At 54.8% G+C, this 25,084-nt stretch carries 26 protein-coding genes and 4 pseudogenes; 20 read left to right on the top strand and 10 right to left on the bottom strand.

Annotation, left to right across the window (positions count from 1 at the left end; genetic code table 11):
* Positions 1-47: 47 nt before the first annotated feature.
* Together ACMXYH_RS11850 and ACMXYH_RS11845 are read right to left on the bottom strand one after the other, a co-directional pair.
* On the bottom strand, positions 48-320 hold the full coding sequence (locus ACMXYH_RS11850; protein WP_415767169.1) for a hypothetical protein: 273 nt from the start codon (positions 318-320) through the stop codon (positions 48-50).
* 75 nt (positions 321-395) lie between these two features.
* Positions 396-572: a tetratricopeptide repeat protein gene (locus tag ACMXYH_RS11845; RefSeq protein ID WP_415767168.1), complete on the bottom strand. Its 177-nt coding sequence runs from the start codon at positions 570-572 to the stop codon at positions 396-398.
* 237 nt (positions 573-809) lie between these two features.
* Between ACMXYH_RS11845 and ACMXYH_RS11840 the strand changes: the two are divergent.
* The 4 genes and pseudogenes from ACMXYH_RS11840 to ACMXYH_RS11825 all read left to right on the top strand — a co-directional run.
* A pseudogene (locus tag ACMXYH_RS11840) lies at positions 810-1,013 on the top strand (phage infection protein); the annotation flags it as partial.
* 156 nt (positions 1,014-1,169) lie between these two features.
* On the top strand, positions 1,170-1,742 hold the full coding sequence (locus ACMXYH_RS11835) for a chorismate mutase (protein WP_415767167.1): 573 nt from the start codon (positions 1,170-1,172) through the stop codon (positions 1,740-1,742).
* 145 nt (positions 1,743-1,887) lie between these two features.
* Positions 1,888-2,316 (top strand): nuclear transport factor 2 family protein, encoded by a 429-nt coding sequence (locus ACMXYH_RS11830; protein ID WP_415767166.1) that lies wholly within the window; start codon positions 1,888-1,890, stop codon positions 2,314-2,316.
* Positions 2,317-2,497: 181 nt separating this feature from the next.
* Positions 2,498-4,213: an amidase gene (locus ACMXYH_RS11825; protein ID WP_415767165.1), complete on the top strand. Its 1,716-nt coding sequence runs from the start codon at positions 2,498-2,500 to the stop codon at positions 4,211-4,213.
* Between the two features lie 64 nt (positions 4,214-4,277).
* Here ACMXYH_RS11825 and ACMXYH_RS11820 read toward each other — a convergent pair whose 3' ends face one another.
* The 3 genes and pseudogenes from ACMXYH_RS11820 to ACMXYH_RS11810 form a co-directional block, all read right to left on the bottom strand.
* Positions 4,278-5,339, bottom strand: coding sequence for a sterol desaturase family protein (locus ACMXYH_RS11820; protein ID WP_415767164.1), 1,062 nt, complete (start codon positions 5,337-5,339; stop codon positions 4,278-4,280).
* 97 nt (positions 5,340-5,436) lie between these two features.
* Positions 5,437-5,826 carry a c-type cytochrome gene (locus tag ACMXYH_RS11815; protein WP_415767163.1) on the bottom strand — a complete coding sequence of 130 codons (390 nt, stop codon included), beginning with the start codon at positions 5,824-5,826 and terminating at the stop codon, positions 5,437-5,439.
* A 38-nt stretch (positions 5,827-5,864) separates the two neighbouring features.
* Positions 5,865-6,830 (bottom strand): annotated as a pseudogene (locus ACMXYH_RS11810) (GlxA family transcriptional regulator).
* Positions 6,831-6,935: 105 nt separating this feature from the next.
* On the opposite strand from ACMXYH_RS11810, the gene ACMXYH_RS11805 reads away from it, so the two are divergent.
* Both ACMXYH_RS11805 and ACMXYH_RS11800 read left to right on the top strand, forming a co-directional pair.
* On the top strand, positions 6,936-7,505 hold the full coding sequence (locus tag ACMXYH_RS11805) for an acyl-CoA thioesterase (protein ID WP_415767162.1): 570 nt from the start codon (positions 6,936-6,938) through the stop codon (positions 7,503-7,505).
* A 95-nt stretch (positions 7,506-7,600) separates the two neighbouring features.
* On the top strand, positions 7,601-7,909 hold the full coding sequence (locus ACMXYH_RS11800; protein ID WP_129436834.1) for a DUF7693 family protein: 309 nt from the start codon (positions 7,601-7,603) through the stop codon (positions 7,907-7,909).
* Here the strand turns inward: ACMXYH_RS11800 and ACMXYH_RS11795 are convergent.
* Complete coding sequence (locus ACMXYH_RS11795; protein WP_415767161.1) at positions 7,893-9,167, bottom strand: glucarate dehydratase family protein; 1,275 nt, start codon at positions 9,165-9,167, stop codon at positions 7,893-7,895. The genes ACMXYH_RS11800 and ACMXYH_RS11795 overlap by 17 nt on opposite strands.
* Complete coding sequence (locus ACMXYH_RS11790) at positions 9,164-10,561, bottom strand: MFS transporter (protein ID WP_415767160.1); 1,398 nt, start codon at positions 10,559-10,561, stop codon at positions 9,164-9,166. The genes ACMXYH_RS11795 and ACMXYH_RS11790 overlap by 4 nt, the downstream gene beginning before the upstream one ends.
* A gap of 106 nt (positions 10,562-10,667) precedes the next feature.
* Between ACMXYH_RS11790 and ACMXYH_RS11785 the strand changes: the two genes are divergently transcribed.
* The 3 genes from ACMXYH_RS11785 to cls all read left to right on the top strand — a co-directional run bounded on the left by ACMXYH_RS11785 (position 10,668) and on the right by cls (position 13,956).
* Positions 10,668-11,570, top strand: a complete 903-nt coding sequence (locus ACMXYH_RS11785) for a LysR substrate-binding domain-containing protein (RefSeq protein WP_415767159.1) — start codon at positions 10,668-10,670, stop codon at positions 11,568-11,570.
* Positions 11,571-11,826: 256 nt separating this feature from the next.
* Complete coding sequence (locus ACMXYH_RS11780) at positions 11,827-12,387, top strand: YSC84-related protein (protein ID WP_129436838.1); 561 nt, start codon at positions 11,827-11,829, stop codon at positions 12,385-12,387.
* Positions 12,388-12,660: 273 nt separating this feature from the next.
* A complete protein-coding gene (gene cls, locus ACMXYH_RS11775) occupies positions 12,661-13,956 on the top strand; it encodes a cardiolipin synthase (protein WP_415767158.1) in 1,296 nt (431 codons plus the stop codon).
* A 278-nt stretch (positions 13,957-14,234) separates the two neighbouring features.
* On the opposite strand, the pseudogene ACMXYH_RS11770 reads toward cls, so the two are convergent.
* Together ACMXYH_RS11770 and ACMXYH_RS11765 are read right to left on the bottom strand one after the other, a co-directional pair.
* A pseudogene (locus ACMXYH_RS11770) lies at positions 14,235-14,390 on the bottom strand (cysteine hydrolase); the annotation flags it as partial.
* 207 nt (positions 14,391-14,597) lie between these two features.
* The gene (locus tag ACMXYH_RS11765) at positions 14,598-14,957 is read right to left on the bottom strand and encodes a DUF6124 family protein (protein WP_129436840.1); all 360 of its coding nucleotides are present in this window, start codon (positions 14,955-14,957) and stop codon (positions 14,598-14,600) included.
* Between the two features lie 697 nt (positions 14,958-15,654).
* Between ACMXYH_RS11765 and ACMXYH_RS11760 the strand changes: the two genes are divergently transcribed.
* The 9 genes from ACMXYH_RS11760 (at position 15,655) to ACMXYH_RS11720 (ending at position 22,082) form a co-directional block, all read left to right on the top strand.
* Positions 15,655-16,791, top strand: a complete 1,137-nt coding sequence (locus ACMXYH_RS11760) for a polymorphic toxin type 44 domain-containing protein (RefSeq protein WP_415767157.1) — start codon at positions 15,655-15,657, stop codon at positions 16,789-16,791.
* Positions 16,778-17,170 (top strand): hypothetical protein, encoded by a 393-nt coding sequence (locus ACMXYH_RS11755; RefSeq protein WP_129436842.1) that lies wholly within the window; start codon positions 16,778-16,780, stop codon positions 17,168-17,170. The genes ACMXYH_RS11760 and ACMXYH_RS11755 overlap by 14 nt, the downstream gene beginning before the upstream one ends.
* A gap of 27 nt (positions 17,171-17,197) precedes the next feature.
* The gene (locus ACMXYH_RS11750) at positions 17,198-17,554 is read left to right on the top strand and encodes a DUF6572 domain-containing protein (RefSeq protein WP_129436843.1); all 357 of its coding nucleotides are present in this window, start codon (positions 17,198-17,200) and stop codon (positions 17,552-17,554) included.
* Between the two features lie 75 nt (positions 17,555-17,629).
* Positions 17,630-18,106, top strand: a complete 477-nt coding sequence (locus ACMXYH_RS11745) for a hypothetical protein (protein ID WP_403137608.1) — start codon at positions 17,630-17,632, stop codon at positions 18,104-18,106.
* Between the two features lie 280 nt (positions 18,107-18,386).
* The gene (locus ACMXYH_RS11740; RefSeq protein ID WP_415767156.1) at positions 18,387-18,815 is read left to right on the top strand and encodes an SPOR domain-containing protein; all 429 of its coding nucleotides are present in this window, start codon (positions 18,387-18,389) and stop codon (positions 18,813-18,815) included.
* Positions 18,816-19,038: 223 nt separating this feature from the next.
* On the top strand, positions 19,039-19,407 hold the full coding sequence (locus tag ACMXYH_RS11735) for an SMI1/KNR4 family protein (RefSeq protein ID WP_415767155.1): 369 nt from the start codon (positions 19,039-19,041) through the stop codon (positions 19,405-19,407).
* Positions 19,408-19,794: 387 nt separating this feature from the next.
* The gene (locus tag ACMXYH_RS11730; protein ID WP_415767154.1) at positions 19,795-20,751 is read left to right on the top strand and encodes a hypothetical protein; all 957 of its coding nucleotides are present in this window, start codon (positions 19,795-19,797) and stop codon (positions 20,749-20,751) included.
* Positions 20,752-20,856: 105 nt separating this feature from the next.
* Positions 20,857-21,174, top strand: a complete 318-nt coding sequence (locus ACMXYH_RS11725; RefSeq protein WP_415767153.1) for a DUF7677 family protein — start codon at positions 20,857-20,859, stop codon at positions 21,172-21,174.
* 542 nt (positions 21,175-21,716) lie between these two features.
* Positions 21,717-22,082 carry a histone-like nucleoid-structuring protein, MvaT/MvaU family gene (locus ACMXYH_RS11720; protein WP_415767152.1) on the top strand — a complete coding sequence of 122 codons (366 nt, stop codon included), beginning with the start codon at positions 21,717-21,719 and terminating at the stop codon, positions 22,080-22,082.
* 178 nt (positions 22,083-22,260) lie between these two features.
* Here ACMXYH_RS11720 and ACMXYH_RS11715 read toward each other — a convergent pair whose 3' ends face one another.
* A complete protein-coding gene (locus ACMXYH_RS11715) occupies positions 22,261-23,694 on the bottom strand; it encodes a KAP family P-loop NTPase fold protein (RefSeq protein ID WP_415767151.1) in 1,434 nt (477 codons plus the stop codon).
* 422 nt (positions 23,695-24,116) lie between these two features.
* On the opposite strand from ACMXYH_RS11715, the pseudogene ACMXYH_RS11710 reads away from it, so the two are divergent.
* Together ACMXYH_RS11710 and ACMXYH_RS11705 are read left to right on the top strand one after the other, a co-directional pair.
* Positions 24,117-24,540, top strand: a pseudogene (locus tag ACMXYH_RS11710) (cell wall hydrolase).
* Positions 24,540-25,067 carry a lysis system i-spanin subunit Rz gene (locus tag ACMXYH_RS11705; protein ID WP_415767150.1) on the top strand — a complete coding sequence of 176 codons (528 nt, stop codon included), beginning with the start codon at positions 24,540-24,542 and terminating at the stop codon, positions 25,065-25,067. Before ACMXYH_RS11710 ends, ACMXYH_RS11705 begins: the two are co-directional and overlap by 1 nt.
* The last annotated feature ends 17 nt before the right edge of the window (positions 25,068-25,084 follow it).

The raw sequence follows: 25,084 nt of genomic DNA, 5'->3' as shown, positions 1-25,084 counted from the left end.
GTTCCAGCACGTCTACCGTTTCAAGCGTGTCGGCGCCCGGCGCCGGTTTACCGGTTTTCAGATCCCCACAATTGCCAGGGTGTGCGGTCGATCAACGCTTCGGCAAACAGCGCAACGACATCGGGATCTTCGGGAAAGGCTTTATAGACATCGCGCATGGACGCCGCATAGGCATCGTTCCAGGCGAAGAGTTGGTCGAGGCTGGAGGCCTGATCGGCCTGGTAGCGTTGCTCCAGCGCCCGGATCAGCGCCTGTTCCACCGGTGTTGCGCCGTCGATATGTCCCAGCGCGGTTTGCGTCGCCAGTCGGGCCTGGGCCACGGCCTCTTTCAACTCCTGTTCGATGAAGGCATCCCAACGCTTGTTGTAGTTGGGGCCCGAAGCGTAGGCGATGCCTCAGTAGGTCATCGCGCAATCGCGGTCGTGTTCGATCGCCTTTTGGAAACAGCGTATGGATTCGTCGTGGTTGTAGCCGTAGCACCATACCAAGCCACGATCGAACCAGCGCTGGGCCTGGGACGAGTGGGTCGTCACCGGGCGGCTGTAGGTGCCCAAATCGTAATAGTCGTGCATCGATTTATCCTCTCGACCAGAGCAGGGAACCTCGCAGGAAATCCTTGCGGACCTGGAGAGCCTCGACAGTTCAAGAGGTCCAGCATACCCCTGCGGTTCTGGCTGAGCGGCAGAACCGACGACAGGAGGATCATTGCCGGCGTCGATAGTCACCATCAACTCAATGAAGTTCTCATAAAAAATCCGCGGCGTAACATCAGCGCCATACCCAACAACTACACCCCGGAGCACACCATCATGAAACGCCAAATCCTCCTCAGCATCGCTTTCTCGGTTTTTGCAGTTAACGCTTTCGCCGCTACCTCTGCTCACCCGGTTGTCGCTGAAGGCGGCTCGGATCGTCTGATCGAAAACCGCGTGGCAGAAGGTGGTTCGGATCGTCTGATCGAAAACCGTGTGGCCGAAGGTGGTTCCGACCGTCTGATCGAAAACCGCGCTGCATAAATGAATGGCTTTACCGAAGCACTCAACGAAAAGCCCGGCCTGACAAGCCGGGCTTTTTCGTGCACAAAATAAATCGATCCCTGCTTAATGCCTCCGCCGCACCTGTGATACATAACACTTGATTGTGAGTCCCGTACCCAATGAGGTTTGCCCATGCTCCACTCCCCACGCTTACCGCAACTGTTGACCTGCGCCGTCCTCGGTTTACTCGCCTGCAGCGCGCAGGCCGGTGCGCCCTCCCCGGCACCCGATAGCTTGCAACCGCTGCTGGTGACGTTGAATGAACGGCTGAGCATTGCTGATCTCGTGGCGCTGACCAAGTGGGACAGTGGCAAACCGATCCAGGACAGTGCCCGGGAAGCGCAAGTCATCGCCAACGCCAGGAAGCTGGCCGTTGACCGCAAACTGGACCCGGATGAAGTAGCCGAATTGATCGCCGCACAGATTGAAGCCAACAAGCTGGTGCAGTACGGACTGGTGGCCCAATGGCGAGCGGCTGGCAAGGCGCCTGACACGCCGCGGCCAGACCTCGCCAATCAAATCCGGCCACAGCTCGATGAGCTGCAAAACCGTTTGTTACAGCAATACGCCGCCTTCGCGCCCTATCGCAATGACCCGCAATGCGCGAACTGGCTAGCCAAAGAACGATCCAGCCTAATCAAGGACGGTCTGCATGGTCAGGCACTGATACGCGCCACCGGGGAACTGTGCATCGCAGATCGATGACAGGGTAAATCACGTTCTAGCATCCCTGCTTGCGTCAATGGTCACCATTAACGCACTGAAGTTCTCTTAAGAAATCCGCAGCCGTGACCCATTGCATGAGCAACACCGAAGCGTTTGCCAAACAACAAAAATACAGGAGTTGAAAATGTCTGAACTGAAACTGCATCCCAAAGCCGCAGAGTCCCTGAACCAGTGGCACAACATGATCAGCAAGGGTGACTTGAGCGCCTTGCCCGGTTTGTTGGACCCACAGGCGATATTCCGCTCCCCGATGGCTCACACGCCTTACCCGGGTGCGGCCGTGGTATCGATGATTCTCAACACGGTCATCGAGGTATTTGAGGATTTTGTCTACCACCGGGAACTGTCGACCGCAGACGGGTTGAGCGTCGTCCTGGAGTTCAGCGCCAACGTCGGCGGGAAAGCGTTAAAGGGCATCGACATGATCCGGTTCAACGAACAAGGAAAAATCGTTGAGTTTGAGGTGATGGTTCGTCCCTTGAGTGGCCTGCAAGCCTTGGGCGAGCAAATGGGACAACGCCTTGGCGCTTACCTGGCGGCCAGCAAAGCCTGAAGACGTTGCATCGCCTTGGGCGATGCCTCTGCTCCCGGCTTGGTGTTAAATAGAGCGCGTAAAGCAGCGCAACGAGAACACCGATGAATACCCATTTTGAGATTAGTGATGTCCCTGAGTCCAACATTCAGCGCGATGGAAATATTCATCGCGTCGCCCATCAGCAGACGGTGGTAACAGCATGATCGAGGTCACCGAAGTTTCCATTGCCGAACTGCGTGCTGCGCTCGAGTCAGGCCGAACCACTGCGGTTGAACTGGTCCAGGCCTATCTCGACAGGATCGATGCCTACGACGGACCCGACACGCCCACCGCCCTCAACGCGGTGGTGGTTCGAAACCCCGAGGCACTGAACGAAGCGCAGGCGTCCGATGCCCGTCGGGCCAAGGGCGAGACGCTGGGTCCGCTCGATGGCATTCCCTATACGGCCAAGGACAGTTACCTGGTGAAAGGGCTCACTGCCGCCTCCGGCAGTCCCGCCTTCGCGAACCTGATTGCTTATCGCGATGCATTCACGATCGAACGGCTTCGCGCTGCTGGCGCGATCTGCCTGGGCAAGACCAATATGCCGCCGATGGCAAACGGCGGCATGCAGCGCGGGGTCTACGGTCGTGCGGAAAGCCCCTACAACGCTGACTATCTCACCGCCCCCTTCGCCTCGGGTTCATCGAACGGCGCCGGTACCGCAACCGCCGCCAGTTTCGCGGCATTCGGCCTCGCGGAAGAAACCTGGTCGAGCGGACGCGGTCCTGCATCAAACAATGGTTTGTGTGCCTACACGCCTTCGCGCGGGGTGATCTCGGTGCGCGGCAACTGGCCGTTGACGCCGACGATGGACGTTGTCGTGCCGTTTGCCAGAACGATGGCCGACCTGCTCGAAGTGCTCGACGTGGTGGTGGCGGATGATCCCGACACCCGTGGCGATCTGTGGCGGATGCAACCCTGGGTGCCGATTCCGAGTGTCGCTTCGGTGCGTCCCGCTTCCTATGCCGAGTTGGCCGTGAAGTCCGATGCACTGGCAGGAAAGCGCTTCGGCGTGCCCCGTATGTACATCAATGCGGATCCCGAAGCGGGCACGAGCGATGCGCCTGGCATCGGTGGTCCAACGGGGCAGCGAATCATCACCCGTCCTTCCGTGATCGGGCTCTGGGAAGAGGCTCGCAAAGCACTCGAAGCCGCTGGCGCAGAAGTGATCGAAGTCGATTTCCCGCTGGTCTCCAATTGCGAAGGTGATCGCCCGGGTGCGCCGACGGTGTTTACGCGGGGCCTGGTGTCCAAAGAGTTCCTGCATCACGAATTGTGGGACCTGTCGGCCTGGGCCTTCGATGATTTTCTGCGGGCCAATGGCGATCCCAAGTTGAACCGCCTGGCCGATGTCGACGGACCGCTGATATTCCCTCACGACCCGGGCACTCTCCCCAACCGGGAGGACGACCTTGCCGCAGGCATGGACGAGTACGTGAAGATGGCCGCGCGCGGCATCACACCATGGGACCAGATCACCACCGTTCCTGACGGACTGCGCGGACTTGAACAAACGCGTCGAATCGATCTTGAGGACTGGATGGATCGGTTGGGACTCGATGCGGTGCTATTCCCGACGGTTGCCGACGTGGGTCCGGCGAATGCCGATGTCGATCCGAAGTCTGCGGATATCGCGTGGAGCAACGGCATCTGGGTCGCCAACGGCAACCTCGCCATCCGGCACCTGGGCGTCCCCACAGTCACTGTGCCGATGGGCGTCATGCCCGACATTGGCATGCCTGTCGGGCTGACATTTGCCGGTCGTGCCTATGACGACTCGACGCTGCTGCGCCTGGCTTCGGCGTTCGAATCGATCGGGACAAAACGATTGATCCCGCCTCGAACCCCACCCTTGCCGGTTGGCAAACACTAGAAAGGGCGGGATTGGAGCTTTACACGCTCCAATCCCATCCACTGGTTGAACGTCGCCCCGGAATTCAGCGCCAACGTCGGCGGAAGAGTGTCAAAGGGAGTTTTTCGGCGAGACGCAACGGCCATTCCATGGCACGCCTGGCGGGAACCTTGCGGGCGATGTCCACAAAGGGTGTGACGATCAGGCTATAGAGCGTCAGGTAACGGTCGTGATCCTGTTTGCCGGTGCCGAACTGAATAGGCTCGGGCGTCGAGTGCGTGACGTAGAGCGTCCCGAACATCCAGTCCCAGAGTGACAGGTTGATACCGAAATTCTTGTTGAAGTGTCGGGGCGCGTCACTGTGGTGAATCTGGTGCTGCGCCGGGCTGTTCAGTACATGCTCGACCACGGGCCCGAAAGAAAGCCAGACATGACTGTGACGCAAATTGGCCGCCAAGGCATTGAGGATCAGGACCATGTAGGTCACACCGAACAAGGTGTACCGGCTGATCTCCCCGCCACAGGCGTACCAGAAGACACCGGCGAAAGCGCCGAGGCAGACGGTGTCAGTCAGTTTTTCGACGATTTTTTCCACAAAGTGAATCCGGCTTGCCGTCGCCGGCACCAGGACGGGCGCGGAATGATGGACTTTGTGGAACGCCCATAGATGCCGGGAATGAAAGGCGCGATGGGCCCAGTAATGGATAAAGTCTTGCACCAGAAACACGCCCAGCCCGTAGAGCAAGGAAAGTGAGAGGTTCTCCCCCACCTGCACGCGCGCGCCCCAAAGATTGTTGAAAAACGAAATGTAGTCACCGGAGCGCAGGACGTACGGGTCAACCAGGCCAACAATGGGCAGCACCAGCGCGACCTTCAGGATGGCCCGCACGAAGTAGTACCGGTAATCCAGCAACGCCGAAGGATGAAAATGAACCCGGCGCCCGCCGATGAACTGCCCGAAAGAACGTGCGTCGGTCAGCCCGCGATATTTTCTGAAGCGGTACAGGCTGTAGGCGATGCTGTAGGACAAGCAGAGAAACACGACGCTGAAGCGGCCGTTCAGATCGAAAATGCCAAGAAACTCGTCTGCAACAGGCTCGATCACCCACTTGATCAGGTAGTCATATAGAAGCGCGAGAACATCCACTAACGGCTCCCCTCCGTCAAAAGGGGGGGATTGTAATTCAGATAGTAACCACCGGGTGTTCCGAGCCGAGCGAATACCTTTCGAGAATCACAAAGCCCTATTGCGGCTGAAACGTCTGAAGGTACGCCAAGAGGTGTTCGATCTTTTCCGGATCGCTGAGCCCCCAGAAAATCATGCGGGTGCCAGGTACCACTTTTTTTGGAGCTTCGAGGTACGCGGTCAGCGTTTCGCGGTTCCAGACAATGCCGGCTGATTTCATCGCATCGGAATATTGATAATCCGTGGTGCTGCCCGAAGGGCGTCCAAAAATACCATTGAGCTGCGGCCCGAATGAACCGCGCGCCGACTCCCCGACCTGATGGCAGCCGCCGCATATCCGCTTGAACAGTGTCGCACCCGCTTCAGCATCGCCGGCCGCTTGAGCTTGCGCGCTGAATAATCCTGCATTGAGCACCAGGGCGAAGGTGAGTACGGCGGTTTTCTGCATGTTCTGCTCCCAATCATCTGTGGCTTGGCGCCAGTGAATCAACTCGCACCCGCTTGAAACTTCTTCCTGTACGCCGCCGGCAGCAAACCCACTCGCTGGCGGAACAGTCTACGGAACGAATTACCGTCTTCGTAGCCCACGGCGTACGTAATGCTGTCGAGTGTCATGCGGGTGGATTCAAGAAGCTGTTTTGCCTTCTCCAGACGCAGGGTTTGCAGGTAGGTAATGGGCGTGTAACCGGTGGCTTCCTTGAAACGCCGTTTGAAGTTCCTGACGCCAAACCCGAATTGCTGGGCGACGTCATCAATCAGCAGCGGCTGATCGAAGCGCTCCTCTAGCCAGTGTTGAACCCGCAGGATGTCGCCATCCCCATGGTTCTTCGGCAATGACCACATGACATACACCGATTGCTCGCTGCGCACAGCGTCGACCAGCAAGTATTTGCTGCACTTTTGCGCCAGTTCCAGTGAAGCGAACCGGCGCACGAGGTGCAGCAAAAGATCCATGGCGGCACTCGCGCCCCCGCACGTGATCACGCGATTGTCCTCACAGAGGATCTGCGACTCCTCCAGACAGACCTCGGCATACCGACGACGAAAGAAGTCTGCAAAGGCCCAGTGCGTGGTAGCACGAACGCCATCCAGCAGGCCCGTTTCGGCCAGCATGAATGCCGCCGTGCACATTCAAGCCAGCACGGCCCCCTGCGCATGCTGTTGACGCAGCCATGGCCCATAGGCTGAAAAGGCCGGCAAGGCATCCTTCAAGGTGAAGAGGAAACCGGGGATCAGCACCAGATCGGTTCGCGGGATCTCGACGGTGGACCGGTCCACGCGCAGTGTCTGCCCTCCCCACGCGGCGACATCACCACCATCAAGCGAGGCGATGACCACGTCAAAAGGCGCGCCGGCCGTGTCGGCGAACAGGTTGGCGGCGCTGAGCACTTCCAGGGCCATCGTGGCGCTGGCGGCTGAACATTGATCCGCCAGTAAAAGCGTGATGTGCATAAATGATCCAATTGCGCTTTTCGCATGAAAAAAGTCATTTGCGCACCTACCTTACCCAATCCTTCCTCCCTAAAGTGCACGCGTCACTCAATCATCGGCGTACTTATGAATCTCTGGTTCCGACTTTTCCTCATGCTGTTCCGTCGTCCGTGGCGCAAGCCGGTTGACGCCTTGGCCACCACCGTCGTCCACATGCGCGTCTGGCCGCTTGATCTCGACCTCAACCGACACGTGACCAATGGCCGGTATTTCACCCTGGCTGATATAGGACGCATGGACTACGTGTTGCGCAGCGGTGCATTCCGGGTGGCGCTGCGCAATAAGGCCGTGCCTATCGTTGGCGACACCTGGGGCAAGTTTCGGCGTGAACTGAAGCTGTTTGAAGCGTTCGAGATTCACACCAGGATGCTGGGCTGGGACAACAAGTGGAGCTTTATGGAGCACCGCTTCGTGAGCAAGGGACGCGTGGTCGGTGTCGTGGTGATGCGGGGTCTGTTCCGCTCTGCCAAAGGCACCGTTCCACCTGGCGAGTACGCCCGGGAACTGGGCTTGGCTGAACAGTCGCCGTCGATGCCGACGTGGCTGACAGACTGGTCGCAAAGCTGCAATGACATGAGCCGTGAGCTTCGAGAGGAAGAGGGTCAGCCTGCCCGGCGCCCGCAGACCGTCGAATAAATTCGGCGCTCCCGCTATCCGCTGACAGCCTCAAGCGCACACTCTATCCTGTGCACCCCGAATCTACGCTTGCCACGACTTCACCGGAGACATCAGTGCCGCCCCTGACCGCCCGCGAGGTTTACCAGCAATTGCGCGACGCCGCGCTGGAAGTTCGGCTTCTGAAGAGCCTCGACGAACAACCCGAGCCCGGCCAGGTACAAGTCGATATCGAGGGCTGGCGTCTGACCCTCGACTTCGATGGCAATCGCCTTCGTCACTGCCAACGTTGCCAAGGCCCGGACGGCCGCGAGGGCGTGTTCGACAGTTGGCAACGTTACGGCACGGACCCGGTCAGTCTGCTCAGCACCTGGGAGCTGGCGCAGATAGAGCGTTTGCTGACTGAACTCAAAAACGCGGTTTGACCGCCTTCCACTCCGGCTTGTAACGCTGCATCTGTTTCACGTCATCGCGCTGACGAATGCCGCAAGTCAGGTACTGGTCATGCAGCTTGCCCAGTTGATCGTGATCCAGCTCCAGGCCCAACCCAGGCGCGCGGGTGATCTTCACGCAGCCATCGACGATGGGTATTTTGCCGCCCTTGATCACCTCTTCATCCGGTTCCTGCCACGGGTAATGCGTATCGCAGGCGTAATCCAGATTGGGCACCGCGGCGGCGACATGGGCCATCGCCATCAGGCTGATGCCCAAGTGCGAGTTGGAATGCATCGATACGCCAAGGCCAAAGGTGTCGCACATTTTCGCCAGCGCCTGGGTGTCGCGCAGGCCGCCCCAGTAGTGGTGGTCGGCGAGGACGATCTGCACGCTGTTCAAAGCATTACTGCGACGGAACTCATCGAAGTCGGTGACCACCATGTTGGTCGCCAGCGGCAGGCCGGTGCGCTTGTGCAGTTCGGACATGCCGTCGAGACCCGGCGTCGGGTCTTCGTAATATTGCAGGTCATCGCCCAGCAGTTCGGCCATGCGGATCGAAGTTTCCAGCGACCAGTTGCCGTTCGGGTCGATGCGCAACGGGTAACCGGGGAAAGCCTTTTTCAGCGCCTTGATGCACGACACTTCGTGCTCCGGTGGCAGCGTGCCGGCCTTGAGCTTGATGCTCTTGAAACCGTTGGCCTCGATCATGCGCCGGGCCTGGGCGACGATTTGTTCTTCGTTCAGGGCTTCGCCCCAACTGTCGGGTTTGTAGGGTGAGTCGACATGCTGGGCGTACTTGAAGAACAAGTAGGCGCTGAACGGAATCTCGTCGCGAATCGCCCCGCCCAGCAAATCCACCAACGGCACGTTCAACGAGTGTGCCTGCAAATCCAGGAACGCCACTTCGAACGCCGAATACGCATTGCTCACCGCTTTGCTGGCGTGGGAGCCCGGCGCCAGTTCCGCACCGGCAATGCTCGCCGGTTTGTTCGCCGCCACCGTTGCCTGCACGATGCGGCGCAGTTGATTGAGGTTGAATGGGTCGAGGCCGATCAACTGGTCTTGCAGTTGCTGCTGGATCAACAGCGCCGGGGCGTCGCCGTAGCTCTCACCCAGGCCAATGTAGCCGTTGTCGCTTTCAATCTCGATGATTGAGCGCAGCGCAAAAGGTTCATGGATACCACTGGCGTTGAGCAGCGGCGGATCACGAAAGGCGATTGGGGTGACGGTGACTCGTTTGATTTTCAAGAAGCGGCTCCCTTTGGATCAGGTTTCAAAGCTGGGTGACTTATAGATTTTTGTGGTGCCGCGTCGGCGGCAGGTTTGCCGGTCAGCAAGTGGCGTGCATCGCCCCGAGGTGCCGTGCGGGCGAAGAAGATCACCACCGCCGCAACCAGTGACGTGGCCGCCAAACCGTAGAGGCCGCCTTCGATGGAGCCGGTTTTTTGCTCCAGGAAACCGAACGCCGTCGGGGCGACGAAACCGCCGAGGTTGCCGATGGAGTTGATCAAGGCGATCACCGCGGCGGCGATGCGAGCGTCCAGATAGCCTTGCGGAATCGGCCAGAACAATGCCGAGGCGGCCTTGAAACCAATGGCGGCAAAACAGATGGCGACGAAGGCGAAGATCGGCCCGCCGGTGGTGGACATGAACATGCCGAACGCGGCGATCACCAGGGTCAAGGCCACCCAGGCTTGCTGGTGTTTCCATTTGCTGGCCATGGCGGCGAAGCCATACATCGCGATGATCGAAATGATCCACGGAATCGAGTTGAACAGGCCCACCTGGAAGTCGCCGAGGTTGCCCATTTTCTTGATCATGCTCGGCAGCCAGAACGTGACGCCGTAGATGGTCAGGGCGATGGAAAAGTAGATGAAGCAGAACAGCGCGATCTGCTTGTCGGCCAGCAGCTTGAACATCGACGGCTTGACGGTCTGTGTGGCTTCGCGGGCCTGTTGTTCCAGCACGATGGCATCAACCAGTGCGTCCTTTTCTTCGGCGCTCAGCCATTTCGCCTCGCGCGGATGGGATTGCAGCCAGAACCACACAAATCCACAGAGCACGATCGAGGCAAAGCCTTCGATCAGGAACATCCACTGCCAGCCATGCAGGCTGAAACCACTGACATTCAACAGCGCGCCGGAGACGGGACCGGAGATCACCGAGGCAATGGCCGAACCGCTGAGGAAAATCGCCATGGCCTTGCCGCGCTCGGTCGACGGCAGCCATTGGGTGAAGTAGTAAATGATGCCGGGAAAGAAGCCCGCTTCGGCTGCACCGAGGACAAAACGCAGTACATAGAAGCTGGTTTCGCCGCGCACAAACGCCATGGCCATCGCTGCCGCGCCCCAGGTGAACATGATGCGCGTCAGCCAGGCGCGAGCACCGTAGCGTTGCAGCAGCATGTTGGAGGGGACTTCGAAGATCGCGTAACCGATGAAGAACAACCCGGCGCCCAGGCCGTAGGCTGCCGCGCCAATCCCGAGGTCGGTTTCCATGTGGCTGCGCACGAAGCCGATGTTGACCCGGTCGATGTAGTTGACGATGAACATCACCACGAACAGCGGCAGCACATGGCGCTTGACCTTGGCCGCTGCGCGGGCAAGCACGTTCGGGTCCGGCGGACTCTGGAGGGTATTCAAGGGGCGACTCCCGTTCATTGTTTTTTTAGGGACGAGCCGATCATGGACGCGCACATTGATCCCGTCTAATCTAACTTGGCATTCGATTGATACCGGATTTAGATCAATGTTCGAACTGACTCAACTGCGCTGTTTCACAACGGTGGCGACCGAACTGAATTTCCGCCGTGCCGCCGAACGGTTGAACATGACTCAACCGCCCCTCAGTCGACAGATTCAACTGCTGGAACATCACCTGGGTGTCGAGCTGTTCACCCGCACCACCCGCAGCGTCGCCCTGACCGCCGCCGGCCGCGCCTTCTTCATCGAAGCGCAGAACCTGCTGGAGCGCGCCCAGCAAGCCGCCGTCACCGCTCGCCGTTTTGCCGAGGGCGACATCGGCTCGGTCAACATCAGTTTCGTCGGCAGCGCGGTGTATGAATTCCTGCCCAAGGTCATCGCTGAAGCACGGCTCAAACAGCCGCATGTGAAAATCGACCTGACGGAGATGAACACCTACCAGCAGCATGAAGCCCTGCGTGCGCGGCGTATCGACTTGGGCATTGTTCGCGCGCCTTTGCTGGAGCCGGGGTACGCCACCGAATGCCTGGTGCGTGAACCGTTTGTATTGGCGGTGCCGAGCAGTCATCGGCTGGCGAGCGCAGAAACCGTGTCGGTCAAAGACCTCGATGCGCAACCGTTCCTGATGTACTCCCACGCCGCCTACCCGCCGTTCAACGAACTGCTGACCGGCATGCTCCGCTCTGCCCGCGTCGCCCCGGAATACGTGCAATGGCTCGGTTCATCCTTGACCATTCTGGCCTTGGTCAACGCCGGAATGGGCCTGGCCCTGGTGCCGCGCTGCGCCACCAGCGTGGTGTTCAAGAACGTGGTGTTTCGCGATATCGATTTGGGCGAAGGTGTGCAGAGCGAGCTGCATTTGATCTGGCGCGAGAACAATGACAACCCGGCATTTGCGATGTTGCTGGATGGCATTCGAAGGGCTGTGCGGGAGGGATGGGGCGTTTGAGTCTGTCGTTACCTGGCGTTTCTTTGGGGTCATCGACCACTTTGCCTCTGACGACGAACCCGGCCCTTGCGCAGTGGTCCAAACATCTGATGGCGTCGCGACTGATCAAAGGCCTTGGGCCTGGTTCATTCAAAAGCGACGTTTTGCAATTCACACACATCAGGGTGCGCCGGATAACGTTCAGTAGGTTCGGATCCTGTCTGGTGCAGGCGCTGACTGCTGCTCCCATCCCCTGCTCCCTTACCGGAGTACGAAAATGACTCAGTCGATGCGCTTCTTCCTATCGATCTTCCTCGCGACAGCCTCATTGGCATCAGCGAGCCTCCTGAACACTGCAGGTGCGGCAACCGCCGAGGACCTGAATGCCGACTCCAAGCAAGCGTTGCAAACGCTTTACAAGTCCACACCCTTTGCCAAAACCATTTCGCAGAATGCCAAAGCGGTGCTGGTCTTCCCGAAAATCATCAAGGCCGGCCTTGTGTTTGGTGGCAGCTATGGCGAAGGCGTGCTGATGAAGGGCTCGAAAGTGGATAGTTACTACAACTCCGTAACGGGGTCATGGGGGCTGCAGGCAGGCGCCCAATCGTACGGTTATGCGGTGTTCCTGATGACTGACAAAGCCGTGAATTATGTTCGTGAAACCAAGGGCTGGGAAGTCGGCGTGGGGCCAACCGTTGTCGTGGTTGACGCAGGCGTCGCGAAGAATCTGTCGAGTTCGACACTCAAGGACGATGCCTACGCGTTCATATTCGACCAGCAAGGGTTAATGGCCGGGGTCAGCATCGAGGGAACGAAGATTTCCCTGATCAAGCGCTGAAAGCCTGCCCTTCAAGGGGTCTGTCTTTTGAGGCGTGCCGCGTGGGTGCCCCCTCTACCAAGGCGTCTTGTGTACCAGGCAAGACGCCCCTTTGGGACAGGATGCACGGCGAAATTCTTGAATTGTTGAGCGCTATCACCGTCCTCGCCAAGAGGGGGCCTAATGAATCTTCTAACCCGATGTAAGGGTGCATGTATTGCTCTGGTGCTATGCGTGGTTGTGCTCCTGACATTTGTGATTGGCTCCAGTGCTTTGCCTAGGATAGTGCCGGACATGGCTCGCGCTCCCTCTGCGCCAGTGCAACTCGACGGAATACACGGACCTCTGTCAGCCGAGCACAGCAAAGCCATTCTCGACCGACTTAAGTCCACCGGCGCAGAAACCAACATCTTCGATGCGCACCTCGCAATCGAAGAATCAGTCGCCGGTAGCCCGCTAACGGAAGGAAACAAGGTCGACTTGCTGCAGGACGGTCCCACCACCTACCAGTCGATGATCAAAGCCATTGAAGCTGCGCGCGACCACATCAACATGGAGACCTACATCCTCGACGACGATGAAGTCGGCCAGCGTTTCGCCGCCGCACTGATCGCTCAGCAACACAAAGGCGTACAGGTCAATCTGATCCGTGACAGCGTCGGAACCCTTGGAACACCCTCAGCGTTTTTCTCTCGATTGACCGAAGCGGGCATCAAAGTGCTGGAGTACCACCCCATCAATCCGGTGACGGCCAAAGCGGGCTGGGACGTGAACCAGCGCGACCACCGAAAGCTGCTGATAGTGGACGGCCGGATTGCCTTTCTCGGCGGGATCAACATCAGCAGTGTCTATTCAGGGGGCTCGTTCAGCACTCACTCGAAGACTCGCCCAACGGGTGATTTGCCCTGGCGCGATACCGACTTGCGCATCGAGGGACCCGTGGTTGCAGACCTGCAGAAGCTGTTCATCGGAACCTGGACTGCCCAGAAAGGTGAACCACTCGCGCCTCGCCACTACTTTCCGCCACAGGAGCGCAAAGGCACCGAGGTGATTCGCGCCATCGGCAGCTCGCCAGATGAGCCGTTCAGCCTGATCTATGCCACGCTGATTTCGGCGCTGCATAGCGCGCAGACCGAGATATGGCTGACCAACGCCTACTTCGTGCCCGACCCGCAGTTGCTGGCGGCACTCAAGGAGGCGGCAGCACGTGGCGTAGACGTCAAGCTGGTGTTGCCCAGTAGCACCGATTCGTGGCTGGTGTTCCATGCCGGACGCGCCTACTACAGCGAGCTGCTGGAGGCCAACGTCAAGCTTTACGAACGCCGTGATGCGCTACTCCACGTCAAGACTGCCGTCATCGATGGCGTGTGGTCGACTGTCGGCTCCACCAACCTCGACTGGCGCAGCTTCCTGCACAACGATGAAGTCAACGTCGTTGTGCTGGGCACCGAATTTGCAAAAAAGATGCAGGCGGCATTCATGGCTGATCTGGCCAAGTCGAACGAAATCAAGCTGGAAAAGTGGCAGCGCCGTTCGTTCGCAGTAAGAGCCAAGGAGCAGATGGGACGACTCTGGGAATACTGGCTGTAAGTCGAGTGGCGCGGGAAATGTGCTGCCTAATGGAAGTGGGAGCAAAGGTGCACTACCTTGTATTTGTACACCCTCGCGTCGCCATCCAATTCAGGTTGAGAGGTGGAATTCATGAACAACATCATCTACATCGTCGGGGTAATTGTGATTGTCGTGGTTATCCTGTCGTTTCTCGGGTTTGCATAGAGTCGAAGACCGTCTCGCATTGGCAAGGCTGCACCCCGTATCGCGAGGCACAGCCTGGTCGCGCCTGACCTATTTGGCCTTTAGAAACTCCACAGGTTCGCCGCCATGCCCGCCAATATGATTTGCGACACACCGTACTTGCGCAGCTGCAGCGCCAGGTCATTGGTTTCCGGGCCGTAAACCTTGTGCGGTGAAGCAATGATGGTTTTGCCGTCGAAGATGTAGGGCTTGTACTCGGGCATGAAGTCGCCGCAATACCTGTGGGAGCGAGCTTGCTCGCGATGAACGATGACGCGGCATCCCAAGCCTGACACAAAAACCAATCACCGGTCAGCAACGGCAACCGAGAAACCTGTGGCGAGGGAGCGGGCTTCCGTCGGGCCGCGCAGCGGCCCCCCAAAGGGGACAACTGCCCAACCCAACGTCAGTTACCCACTCACCACAGCAGACCGCACTTACGCAGGTGGCTCAATTTTATCCAGCAATCGGTTTGCCGTGATTTCAGCCACCATGACGCTGTTGGAAATGCCCAACAGGGAATAGCGCGAGCCACCATCCAAGCGGTCCACCAACTCGTGGACCATCACATCAATCGCGGCCAGGGTTTCGACCAGAAAAACCGCCAGGGTTTCGGTCGTGGCCTCTGGGTCCACGTAAAACAGGGTGCTGCGTGTTCGCGGGGTGGCTTTGATGTCGGCAATCGACGGGAAGTGGTAATTGAGAGCCCGCTCGGCGGCTTCGTTGAGTTTTTTTGAATCGGGTTCGTACGGGGAGACCGGATCGGTGTCCGGTGGGTTGGGTGTGACCTTGAACATATCTTAGGTTCCTAATGGTGTGCCAACCCTCCTGCTGCTAAACGAAGAGGGTGGCAGCTGCACGCAGGTTAGCAGACCGGGAAACCTAAGAAGCCGGCGCGCCCAAGGGCGCCCTGCGTACAGCTACCATCAAAATGCAGGCGCAAAACCTGACTGATAGAAGCGTCGTACGACTTAGGTTGTTCACGGGCTGCTAAACCCGATCACTGATGAGCAGTGACAGGAATCAAGTTACCGAGTGGCCCCAAGGCGCACAAGCCGGCGGATTCTGGCGCAGCCGTAGGCAACGGCGCAAGGTTTTGTAGCTTTCAGGACGTAACCTTGATGGCGCTTAAACAAACACCCTGTGGAGATGTTTAATAATCTGACGCACGCTTCTTGCGCGAGGTGAAACCTTGAGAAAATCATGGACGCATCCTACACATTTTTTAAGTCTAAGCGTCGCAGGTGTAGTGGGTAGTGTGAACTCTTGAATCAGTCTGATTCCGGCCAAAAGGAGTCAGTCGGATGTGTCTACGCAACTAGGGGCGATTCACCACGACCCGGTATCGTTTATAGAAAGCAACTGACACGGAACACGGAAGGTTTTCAGCAAGACTTTTGGGATTTGTCTTGCAGCCATTGTTTGAGCTTCCCGATAAAGTCAGACTACCCCAGCCCCAAGCTGGAACTCCTCGCAACGACTCAAGGACGATACATGATTTCTTCTGCACGACTGGGTGACAAGCATGTCTGCCCTTTGCCCGGCCATGGCACCACCCCGATTGCCTCCGCCAGTGGCGACGTAAATATCAACTTTATGGGCTCCGCACGTGTTGGCGATACATGTGGTTGTGGCGCCGTAATCACCACAGGGTTTCCATCGATCCAAGTGAATGGCCGTCCTATGGCCCACCTTGGCAGTCCTACCAGCCATGGCGGAACCATCATCACCGGGTCAGGCGATGTAGGTGGCGGGTTTGTCATGGGCGATGCTGGCGGTGCAACCATCATCAACTTCATGGCACTGGGAGCTTTCCGCCCAGATGGCACCGTGGACGATGAAAAGATGGCGACCTTGCTCGCTGATCCAAATTTGAAAGAGAAGGCTCTGGCGGCGAATGCCTTGGTAGATCCGCAAGCCAGCACCGAAAAACCCGAAGCGAAGACAGAGCCGGAAGCACCTACTACGTGCAAAGACCCTGACATGATGGAGCAACTGGCCGATTACATCGCCGATGAGATGAACCGCAATATCAAAGACCCAGCAGTCTTGGAAATGAAAGAACTAAACAGCTTCGATCCTGAGGCGGAAACCAAGAAATTTATGGAGCTTCCGCTCTACCTGCGCCTAGGGCAAGACCCCCAGTTTTACAACATGGCACTTGGAAAAAAGGCGATGGCTTTCGCCATCTGGACGAAACAGGTGGGTCAGGGTCAGGATTGGGATCACAAGCCCAAATTGGCCAAACTGTTTGGTGCACCTTGGCACAAACAAGGGGCGTATGACTTCTACTACGACATCTGGTCGAACATCCATTATGGGTATGTCGGCTTAGCCGGTGGACTCTCTGACAGCGTGCAATTGGACGGCGCTGGAGTTGAGCAAATAGGCTCAGACAGTTGGCGCTTCCTCAAAGACCCTAAGAGGTTTGATGGCCCACGAAGGACGGAAGGCGTCGAAGGGATGCGAGCATGGGACGATGCTCCTGATAGGGTGTCGATCATCCTCGGAATGGAACTCTACAAGGAGTATCCGAACGGCGGTGTCACTGCACAAATCATCATGGACAAGGTGTTGGCAGTGCCAATTGCTGACTGGGGTACAGGGGTTCAAAAACATGCCTGCAAGTGAAAAGCGACCACGACATATTGGGCGGTGGATAGGGCTGTTTCTCATTGGTGCTGTGGTGTGCTGGTACGTAGCTATACCGCGAGTTGTCGTTTTCTACTCAAAAGACGGCACCAAGAAAATTAGTTACGTCCTGAACACACAGCACACCATCGTTCGCGGTGAACTGCTGCCCGGAAAGACCACGGGTGATGTAGGACATATCTTTCCTGACGATGAGTTCTTCATGCGTCTCGACTGGTGGAATGCGAAGGGCCTGAACCGTTGCGTCAGCATTACGCCCCAATGGCCGACAACGGAAATTCATATTGACCGTAACGGCGAGATTGACACCAGTGAAGGCAGTGGCACTGATGGAGAGCGATTGAAAGTTTGTAAGTAGGATTTAGCCAAGCCATAGGGGGCATAAATGTCCATAACAAATCCACGTGTGATCGATTTCTGGGCAATTCCCAAGCGAGAGCTACACGACCTGGTGCTCGTTATCACTGACCACCTTGAATGGGGTGGTAAAGCTGAACAAGGCGAACACTTGCTCTTGCTGCAAGAGAAAATCAACACGTACATCGCCTTCATCGAAAGCGGTGAGATTTACACCGAAATTCCCGGTGCACTGGGTAAACATCCCATCATTCGTGTTCTTGGCCTGTATGAGTTACCAGAGCAAGCAGAGCTCTTCATTGGCCGTGTCACAGAGACTCTAGAAGAAGTGGGCATCGGTTTTGAATTCGAGCTTAAAGCGGACGAAGCAATACGTAATATGTGATCACGCCAATGTCTTTGTCTGAACGTTTTCGGCTTCGCAGAGATTCAAGGAACAGCAAGCGAATTGGGAGATGAAATGGAGCTTCGTACTGAGTTAACGCCGCCTGCACTTGATGAATCCATGGTTGTTCGACTAACGAAACTCGCTGAAGAAATTGATTGCGGACATCCTGAGCAGACGCTGAGCCAGTTGTCGGAATTCAACCGAGAGGCGATGACAGAGCTTGGGTTCATCGACTTTCAGGGTATTTATGGCGGCCAAGGCCATGAGACTTGGGTTCGCAAGATCTTAGCAGCACCGTTTGAGCGGCCCGTAGCAGATGTAACGAGGGGTGAACTTATAGAGCTGGCTCGAAGGGTAATGGAGAGCGATGGGGCTGAACAAGACATCGATTTTTGGCTGAACATGCTGGCAATCAATATACCCAGTGAACGCATCTCCGATTTGATTTTCTGGCCAGACGAATACTTCAACGATGTCAGTTACTCGCAGAGATTATCGCCAGAGCAGGTGATAGAAATCGCGTTGAATGACAGAGATGTTTTGCTATAGCTGAATCGGCCCTGGTTTTGTAGTCGCTGGGTGACTGCTCTTGGCCGTTTTCTGTCCGTCGCGAGAGGCAGAAAACGGCCAAAAGCAGACCATGGACACGCTGCTAATGCACCAGTAATGTGTGCCCAAGTCATGTCGCTTTACCTCCTCACCTCATGTTGCGTTTCTGGCGCGACACTCAAGCCGAGCAAGGCTTACACATGGACAAGGAACGATATCAGGCACAAACGGCGGAAAATATTATGCCACTTGTGTCGTCTACTTATAGTCAGGCATAGCCATGAATACCTTCGAAACGCATGAAAAGTTAATTGCCGAAGGCTGCAGCACTCAAAACTTCGCAATCAACAGCATTGGAAGTGACGTGTATTGCCTATGCAATACAAATGGTTTTTGGTCAGTTTTTTATACGGAGCGCGGGATAGATCACCCTCCAATATTCAGTTCGATATCCGAAGAAGAAGCTTGTAAATTCTTCTATGACCACATTATGAAAATGGAGCATTGGCACATCGCAGGCTTTTACAAAGACAACAACTTGGCAGAGGCCATGGAATCTAAGCTTTCTAACCTTGGAATCCGATTTGTGCGCAATGACATACCTGCATATCAAGCACAAAATGACCCAAGATTTCGGATATTTATAGTGGGTAAAGATATTTTCAGATTCAAGGATGTATTCGGTGAGCCGTATATCAGCTACGCCTAACAAGGCGCTGAAATCGCTCATTTCATTCGCTGGGACGGCGCGCCGCCGCCCCTTAGCTTACTCGTTGGTCAGCGTCCGCTATGGGTTGATTCGGTCAGTCGTGAACAAGCAGACATCGGCAAAATGCAGTCACTGGACAGCTCTGCTGCCACTCGCTAGCCTCAGGTTCCGCTGATGAAACCACACAGTTTGCTCATTAATCCAAGCGCAAGGTGACTCGTTTATGACTAGCGATCCATTCCGCATCCCTGAAGACGCAGATATCGCAGATGCAGAACGTAACCTAAACTTCCATTTTCCTCCCGCTTATGTTGAGTTTTTAAAGGGAGGAAGTGACGTGGCGAATGCCTATTTTGAACCCGCTGTTATTTTTCCTGGGAGCAGCTATCTCGACATATTTCAAATTGCCGAGTCGGCATGGACCCATAGTGGTGTACCAAAGGACTGGCTCCCTTTCATTGAAGACAATGGCGACCACTTCTGTGTCTCGCAAACCGGTGAGGTAAGTTACTGGTCTCACAATGGCGCGACGAATGAAAGATGGCCAAATTTTTCCGCGTGGTTTCAGCAGGTCTGTGTAGAGCGCAATTAATACAACCATGAAGAAAACCGAAAGCGGACACGATAGCCTCGTCTAGATGTCCATATTCGGCCCATTTCCACCGATGCTGACCGGCAGCTATGGGTCGTTTCTTACCTCTCGCGACGGGCGAAAAACGGCCAAAAGCTGCCTCTCGGTGGCACCTAACAGCGTCACCAGCCACCGCCATCGACGCCATTAAAATGGTAATCCCATGTACTAAATTTTTTGAGAGCTTCGGCTTACTAAGTCCCCGTAGCGTCAAGGCTGATACTCTACGCCACTGATATCGTTCGGCGCTTCGACTTAACCTTTTTTAACGCACAGCGTTCTCTCGACCAGCTTGGCCATCTATAGTTTGTGCACAAGTAGTCCAGGACACGATGAGAGGCATTAATAGTGACTGATAATATATGCTACACCACCCGTGAGTTAGTACATGCGCGACTCCGCCTCGCTCAGGCTTTACTCGAAGAATCGGATCGGCTTGAGGGTTTTGAGGGGTATGCGATGGATACCGCTAAATATTGGCTCCATGCGCGCCATGAAAGAGAGGCTCTTGTTACATATTTGTTGTTAACCTGTTTCGACATACTGGGCAGAAAAGAAAAACATCTTACATTCGCTGACTGGGTGAATAGTAAAAAAGACATTCACATTGCTCAAAAGCAGATTGCAGTCGATATGGAACGAGATGGAAATGGAGATGATCCGCTTGGATTGACCAAGCTTTTGCTAGCAAAGCATTCAGAGATCTTCGGGGTAAAGAACTCTTTTTACTCCGGCATGGATACGTTGACAGATAATGGAAAACAAAAACTTTTTTGCTCAATACATTTGGGCTATCTCCCTGGACACTGCAATGAACCCAATGTTAGCTACCCCCTCGAGCCTATAGATGATCCAGCGAAGGATCTTAGCTTAAAAAAAGCATACATTTTTAAAAAAAGAAATAATTTCACCCATAATCTTGAGCAGTTTCAGATGGCATCTATGCCCATGCATACCATGGGCGTAGATTACCCCGCAGGGTCTTGGATGGCCAAGCTAGAAGATGGAAAAATTACATACTGGGGAGTTCACTCGGATCGAGTGCCGTATGAAAGTGGCCATTATCATTTCTCACTAAGTCAATGGCCGTTCGTATTATTTGAAGTTTTGTATGAGGCTATCAATATTCCATTCGACATAACTAATATTGATCTGAAATTTTATCTCTGGGTTATTAGTACTAAAAATAAAAAAGCCATGCGGCTTCCGTACGTCCCCCATTCTATTTTCAAATGCGCTTCAGAAAATTGGGCATTTGTAGAATCCCTCGATGATGAGTGGCCAAATTCTGCCGCTCCTGACTAGTAGCTTTGGGTCGGTTCCGGCCTGTCTCGACCGCAATAAAACGGCAAAAAAAAGATGTTTGATTATGAAAGTTAAATCCAGAATATTTACTAAAAGAAAATGTACATGAAGAAGCTAAGTAATGATTTCAGTGGAGCACTCCGAACGTTTGTGTACTTCATGGCAAGTGGAAGCCACTACATGCTTGAAAACGTGGAGTACCTCGACATTTATGGCTCTGAGCCGAGTGCAATTGAGATGGTCTTCGCGATATTCGCGAACGTAATAGAGATGGACAGTGAAGGCAACGTGCTCAATTTCACCTACGCCCAAAGGAGAGCGACTGACTACTTAAGGTCATACTGCGACCCATCTTTCAAAGTAACGCCGCCTCTTGAAGACTGGGAAACTGAGCTCTATGGGCCGCCCTCACTCGGACGCTAAAAAATGGCTTTAGCTCGCAGACACGAGGGACCGGAAAGGGGCGAAAGTATCCAGCCGAATGGCCGCTTTGGCCGATCTCTGCCGGTCGTCACTTCGGGGTGTGCTGGTCAAGTCGAATGCAAACGGTTGGTCAGCACGGATGCAATTGACTGGTCAGTGGTAATGCGAATGGAAGGTCAAATTCATGCAATTACGCAATCCTCGTATCCCCATCATCGCTCTTGCGAATCGCGTGCGAGCAAGACCGCGCCGGCGTTTAATGAAACGATGCAAGCTCATCCCTCCGTATCCCAAACTCTCGAACTTTTGGCGGCTGACATGAATGCGTCTCCGGGAGAATGCTTCCTGCGGATACGCATCTTGTCGCTTGCATCATTTCGCTAGTCGATCAGATTGATGTGCACCTCAATATGCCGCTCCTGTTGGAGGAAGAATAAATCAGGGCCGCGAACCTGGACTCACAGACACGGGGCTCCCTGACCCAAGGTTCAAATTGTGGTTTTTGGTGTATTGTTAGGTGACTAACTACATGGAGAATTAACATGTCAAAACTTGCAGAATTTCGTCAGCTTGAAAAACATTTGGCTGCACAGCTCCAAGCTCTCGAAGCCCTGAAAGATGATGTTGGCCTCAAGAAAGAAATCGAGTTCGAGACCAAACTGCGTGCACTGCTGGCCGAGTACGGCTACAGCCTACCGAACGTGATCAACCTGCTAGATCCGCAAGCGAGCCGTCGCGCTCCTGCCGTCGATTCCAAAGCTGGCACCCGTAAGCCACGCCAAGTGAAGGTTCACAAGAATCCTCACACCGGCGAAGTCGTCGAAACCAAAGGCGGCAATCACAAAACGTTGAAAGAATGGAAAGCAGAACACGGCTCCACGACCGTTGAATCCTGGCTGACGAAGTGATTTTCGTTTGAGTACAAAAGCGCCCTCCGAGGCCCTTTTTTTCATTTCATTCAAGAGCGGCGGTTAAAAGCTTCGTCTGCCTAAGCGGAGTAGCTGGTGGGGGAAGTGGCCGCGAAGCGGAGAAGGCTCTCAGGCGCTGCATGAGTAGCCTCTCCGATTGGATTCGAATGGGCCAGAATTACTCTATGCTGTGCGCGAGCTCAACCAGAGTTGTGTAGTTTTTCATTTTGTCGAATTCATTGTAAAAAGCCATGTTTGTGCGCTCGATGTATCCCAGTTCGCTCCCCGAGCTTCTGTTCATGCTTTGTCGAGCAGCTTCTTTGCCCTCTCGGAGTCGAGTCAGGTAATGCGAAAATATTTCATGAACGGATATATTCGAAATTAGAAAATAAAGGTTTTTACCGTCGTACTGGCCTTGAATCTGTTTCATAGCGTTACGATAGTCACCTCTTACAGCCATTTCATATAGATCCGGTGCTTCATCTTTTAGAAAGACTAAGTAAGCGGCCCAGAAAAAATGAAAACCTTGAGATTTGCAGTTTGTACGCACCGCATTGATTTGCATCGAAATTTTTTCGAGCTCTCTCAGCTTTGACTTGAAAGTCAATGCAAGCGCCAAAATCGTTGCTTGATATTGATTGAGTTTATGTGGTCCTGCGAGGATTGCCTCTCCATCCGGTTTTACGGGCTCAGATTCAAAGTGTGAAAAATTTCGCCCGAGCTCGACGGTATTTTCAAGGCCAACCAATGTTTCTTCTGATATGTCAGAAAAGTTAGCTTTTACCCACGCTCCTATATCAGTATTGTCTAATGTGAATTCAGCATCGAAAAAGCGTTTCAAGTATTTTTCCGAGGCAAAACCTGAGCCATAAACGGCCCTAATCGAATGGCTGAGTTGAAGCGTGTCCGTTGCAATAATAAATTTGCACCCTGGAACTTCGAATAGATGCTTTATACGCTCAAGTAATTCAATCGCGAAAGTAGGGCGGCAACGATCTAGCTCATCTATGAATATGTATACTGGTTTTGCAGTCCCACCTGCAGCACGTTGGAGAGAGGAAAGAACAACCAGTTCATTGAAGACCTTTTTAAAGTCATCAACTATTGCGAGTGTTTCTTTGTTAGTTTCAATTAGCTTTTCGACTGCTTTTTCAGCGGCTTCGGCCAAGGCGTCGCCATCAGCGATTTCCGACAATAAGCCAACATCTACACCAGTGAATTTCTTAATAACACCTTTTGCTAGTGCTGGTGTCGCGGCAATCAAAGTTTTCGAAGCTTTAGCGGTGAATTTTTTGATAAGATTTTCTGCGTCTTGTAACGGTCCGATGGCCTCGTGCAGCTGATCTTTTATTGATGCTACCAAGGATACAAACGCATCACCTGAAAAGTCAGTTTCCCAAGCATTGAAATATACGCAAGCTCTTTCAGTAGACTGTTCCGCTACCCAATTTTTAAGGAAAAATGTTTTTCCTGATCCCCAGGCTGAATTTACGTTCAGGACGTTTATCTTTGGAGTTGCGTCCAGATATTGAGTAAGGAATTTTGCAACTCCTTTTCTGTTCATTTGATCCAAAGCCCACGGCTCACCTTCCATATAAACGCCCAATTTCAATTGTCTCCATGAAAAATTTTAGGGTGCAGCTGAGTAATGTGTGCGTTCAGACTTTAGCAAATTTTTTTCAATGGTAGAATCGCCGCAGAAATTCCTTGGCTCAGTTATTGATAATCACCAATGCAGATACCTAATTTTTTGTGAAAAAACCAAGCAATCCAAAAATCTACGGCAGGCTCCCCTCCACCTAAAATGGAGAAAAATTGCTCCGAGGAAGACCAGAAATCGGGTCAGTTTGCTGGGCGTTTCAATAATTTTTTTCTAGTTTTCGCGCTTATGCGTCGAGAGGGCTGAATCTTCGAGTTCATCTTTTTGATGCTCTATTGCAAGTGAGTAGCGCTTAAAATGAAAAGCTGACTTTCAAGAAGCTTTTTAAATACCCGCCCTTGAGCGGATTTTTTACGCCTGGAGTGAGATAACCTATGACCGTTACAAATAAAGACCGTGACATTCTTACGCGAACTCTGTGGGGGGAGGCTCGCGGTGAAGCTTGGCAGGTCAAATCGCCGTGGCCTGGACCATCCGCAACCGCGTGAACGATTGCAAAGCCAATTCGTGGTGGGGCGAGGGCTATGCCGGCGTGTGCCAGAAGCCGTACCAGTTCAGTTGCTGGAACAAGAGCGATCCGAATTACGCCTTCCTGAGCGGCGCAAGATTGATCCCACTCCGTGAATTTGCCCAGGCGCAGATCGCCGCTGAACAGGTGATGGCCGGCAAGGTGCCCGATCCCACCGGCGGCGCCACGCATTACTACTCGCCACCATGCCGAAGCCTCCGGCCTGGACCGTGGGAGCGAAGCAAACGCTGAAGCTCGGCCGCCATCTCTTCTACAAGGATGTGCCGTGATGCCGCTGGCGTGGCGAGCCCTCAGCGCTTCGGTTTTGGTCGCGCTACTGATGCTCGGCAGCGGGGCTGTTGCCTGGCGCTGGCAAGCGAACAGCTACGGCAAGCAGTTAGCTAATCAGGCTCGACTCTATGCCGATGATCTGAGCGCTATCAGCAATGCAGCCGCCACCCAGTTGCGCGCCACTCAGGACAAACGTCAAGTGCTGGAGCAGCACCTGTCGGCCAGCGAACAATCCCACTACAAGGAACTGAGCGATGCTCAAACCAACCAAGCTCGCTTGCGCGATCGTCTTGCCACTGCTAATTTGCGGCTGTCAGTTCTACTCGACGCCACCGATGCAACCTGTGGCTGTTCAGTGCCTGCCTCCACCGGCGCCGGCGGCGTGGTTCATGGAGGAACGTGCGCCCGACTTGACCTAGCGCATGCTCAACGAATTATCCGAATCACCGATGCGGGTGACCGAGGATTAATTGCATTGGCGGCGTGCCAAGCTTATGTCAAAGGCCTAGGGCTTTACGAAAACTAACGATTCGTTTCCTTAAT

Source organism: Pseudomonas frigoris (assembly GCF_047758635.1).
Taxonomy (GTDB): Bacteria; Pseudomonadota; Gammaproteobacteria; order Pseudomonadales; family Pseudomonadaceae; genus Aquipseudomonas; species Aquipseudomonas frigoris.
This window is presented reverse-complemented; position numbering and strand designations above follow the sequence as displayed.

Coding starts and splice junctions, on each gene's coding strand:
- ACMXYH_RS11845 (WP_415767168.1), bottom strand. CDS start 572: ATGCACGACTATTACGATTTGGGCACCTACAGCCGCCCGGTGACGACC.
- ACMXYH_RS11835 (WP_415767167.1), top strand. CDS start 1,170: ATGCTCCACTCCCCACGCTTACCGCAACTGTTGACCTGCGCCGTCCTC.
- ACMXYH_RS11830 (WP_415767166.1), top strand. CDS start 1,888: ATGTCTGAACTGAAACTGCATCCCAAAGCCGCAGAGTCCCTGAACCAG.
- ACMXYH_RS11825 (WP_415767165.1), top strand. CDS start 2,498: ATGATCGAGGTCACCGAAGTTTCCATTGCCGAACTGCGTGCTGCGCTC.
- ACMXYH_RS11815 (WP_415767163.1), bottom strand. CDS start 5,826: ATGCAGAAAACCGCCGTACTCACCTTCGCCCTGGTGCTCAATGCAGGA.
- ACMXYH_RS11805 (WP_415767162.1), top strand. CDS start 6,936: ATGAATCTCTGGTTCCGACTTTTCCTCATGCTGTTCCGTCGTCCGTGG.
- ACMXYH_RS11785 (WP_415767159.1), top strand. CDS start 10,668: ATGTTCGAACTGACTCAACTGCGCTGTTTCACAACGGTGGCGACCGAA.
- ACMXYH_RS11780 (WP_129436838.1), top strand. CDS start 11,827: ATGACTCAGTCGATGCGCTTCTTCCTATCGATCTTCCTCGCGACAGCC.
- cls (WP_415767158.1), top strand. CDS start 12,661: ATGGCTCGCGCTCCCTCTGCGCCAGTGCAACTCGACGGAATACACGGA.
- ACMXYH_RS11765 (WP_129436840.1), bottom strand. CDS start 14,957: ATGTTCAAGGTCACACCCAACCCACCGGACACCGATCCGGTCTCCCCG.
- ACMXYH_RS11760 (WP_415767157.1), top strand. CDS start 15,655: ATGATTTCTTCTGCACGACTGGGTGACAAGCATGTCTGCCCTTTGCCC.
- ACMXYH_RS11755 (WP_129436842.1), top strand. CDS start 16,778: ATGCCTGCAAGTGAAAAGCGACCACGACATATTGGGCGGTGGATAGGG.
- ACMXYH_RS11750 (WP_129436843.1), top strand. CDS start 17,198: ATGTCCATAACAAATCCACGTGTGATCGATTTCTGGGCAATTCCCAAG.
- ACMXYH_RS11745 (WP_403137608.1), top strand. CDS start 17,630: ATGGAGCTTCGTACTGAGTTAACGCCGCCTGCACTTGATGAATCCATG.
- ACMXYH_RS11740 (WP_415767156.1), top strand. CDS start 18,387: ATGAATACCTTCGAAACGCATGAAAAGTTAATTGCCGAAGGCTGCAGC.
- ACMXYH_RS11735 (WP_415767155.1), top strand. CDS start 19,039: ATGACTAGCGATCCATTCCGCATCCCTGAAGACGCAGATATCGCAGAT.
- ACMXYH_RS11725 (WP_415767153.1), top strand. CDS start 20,857: ATGAAGAAGCTAAGTAATGATTTCAGTGGAGCACTCCGAACGTTTGTG.
- ACMXYH_RS11720 (WP_415767152.1), top strand. CDS start 21,717: ATGTCAAAACTTGCAGAATTTCGTCAGCTTGAAAAACATTTGGCTGCA.
- ACMXYH_RS11705 (WP_415767150.1), top strand. CDS start 24,540: ATGCCGCTGGCGTGGCGAGCCCTCAGCGCTTCGGTTTTGGTCGCGCTA.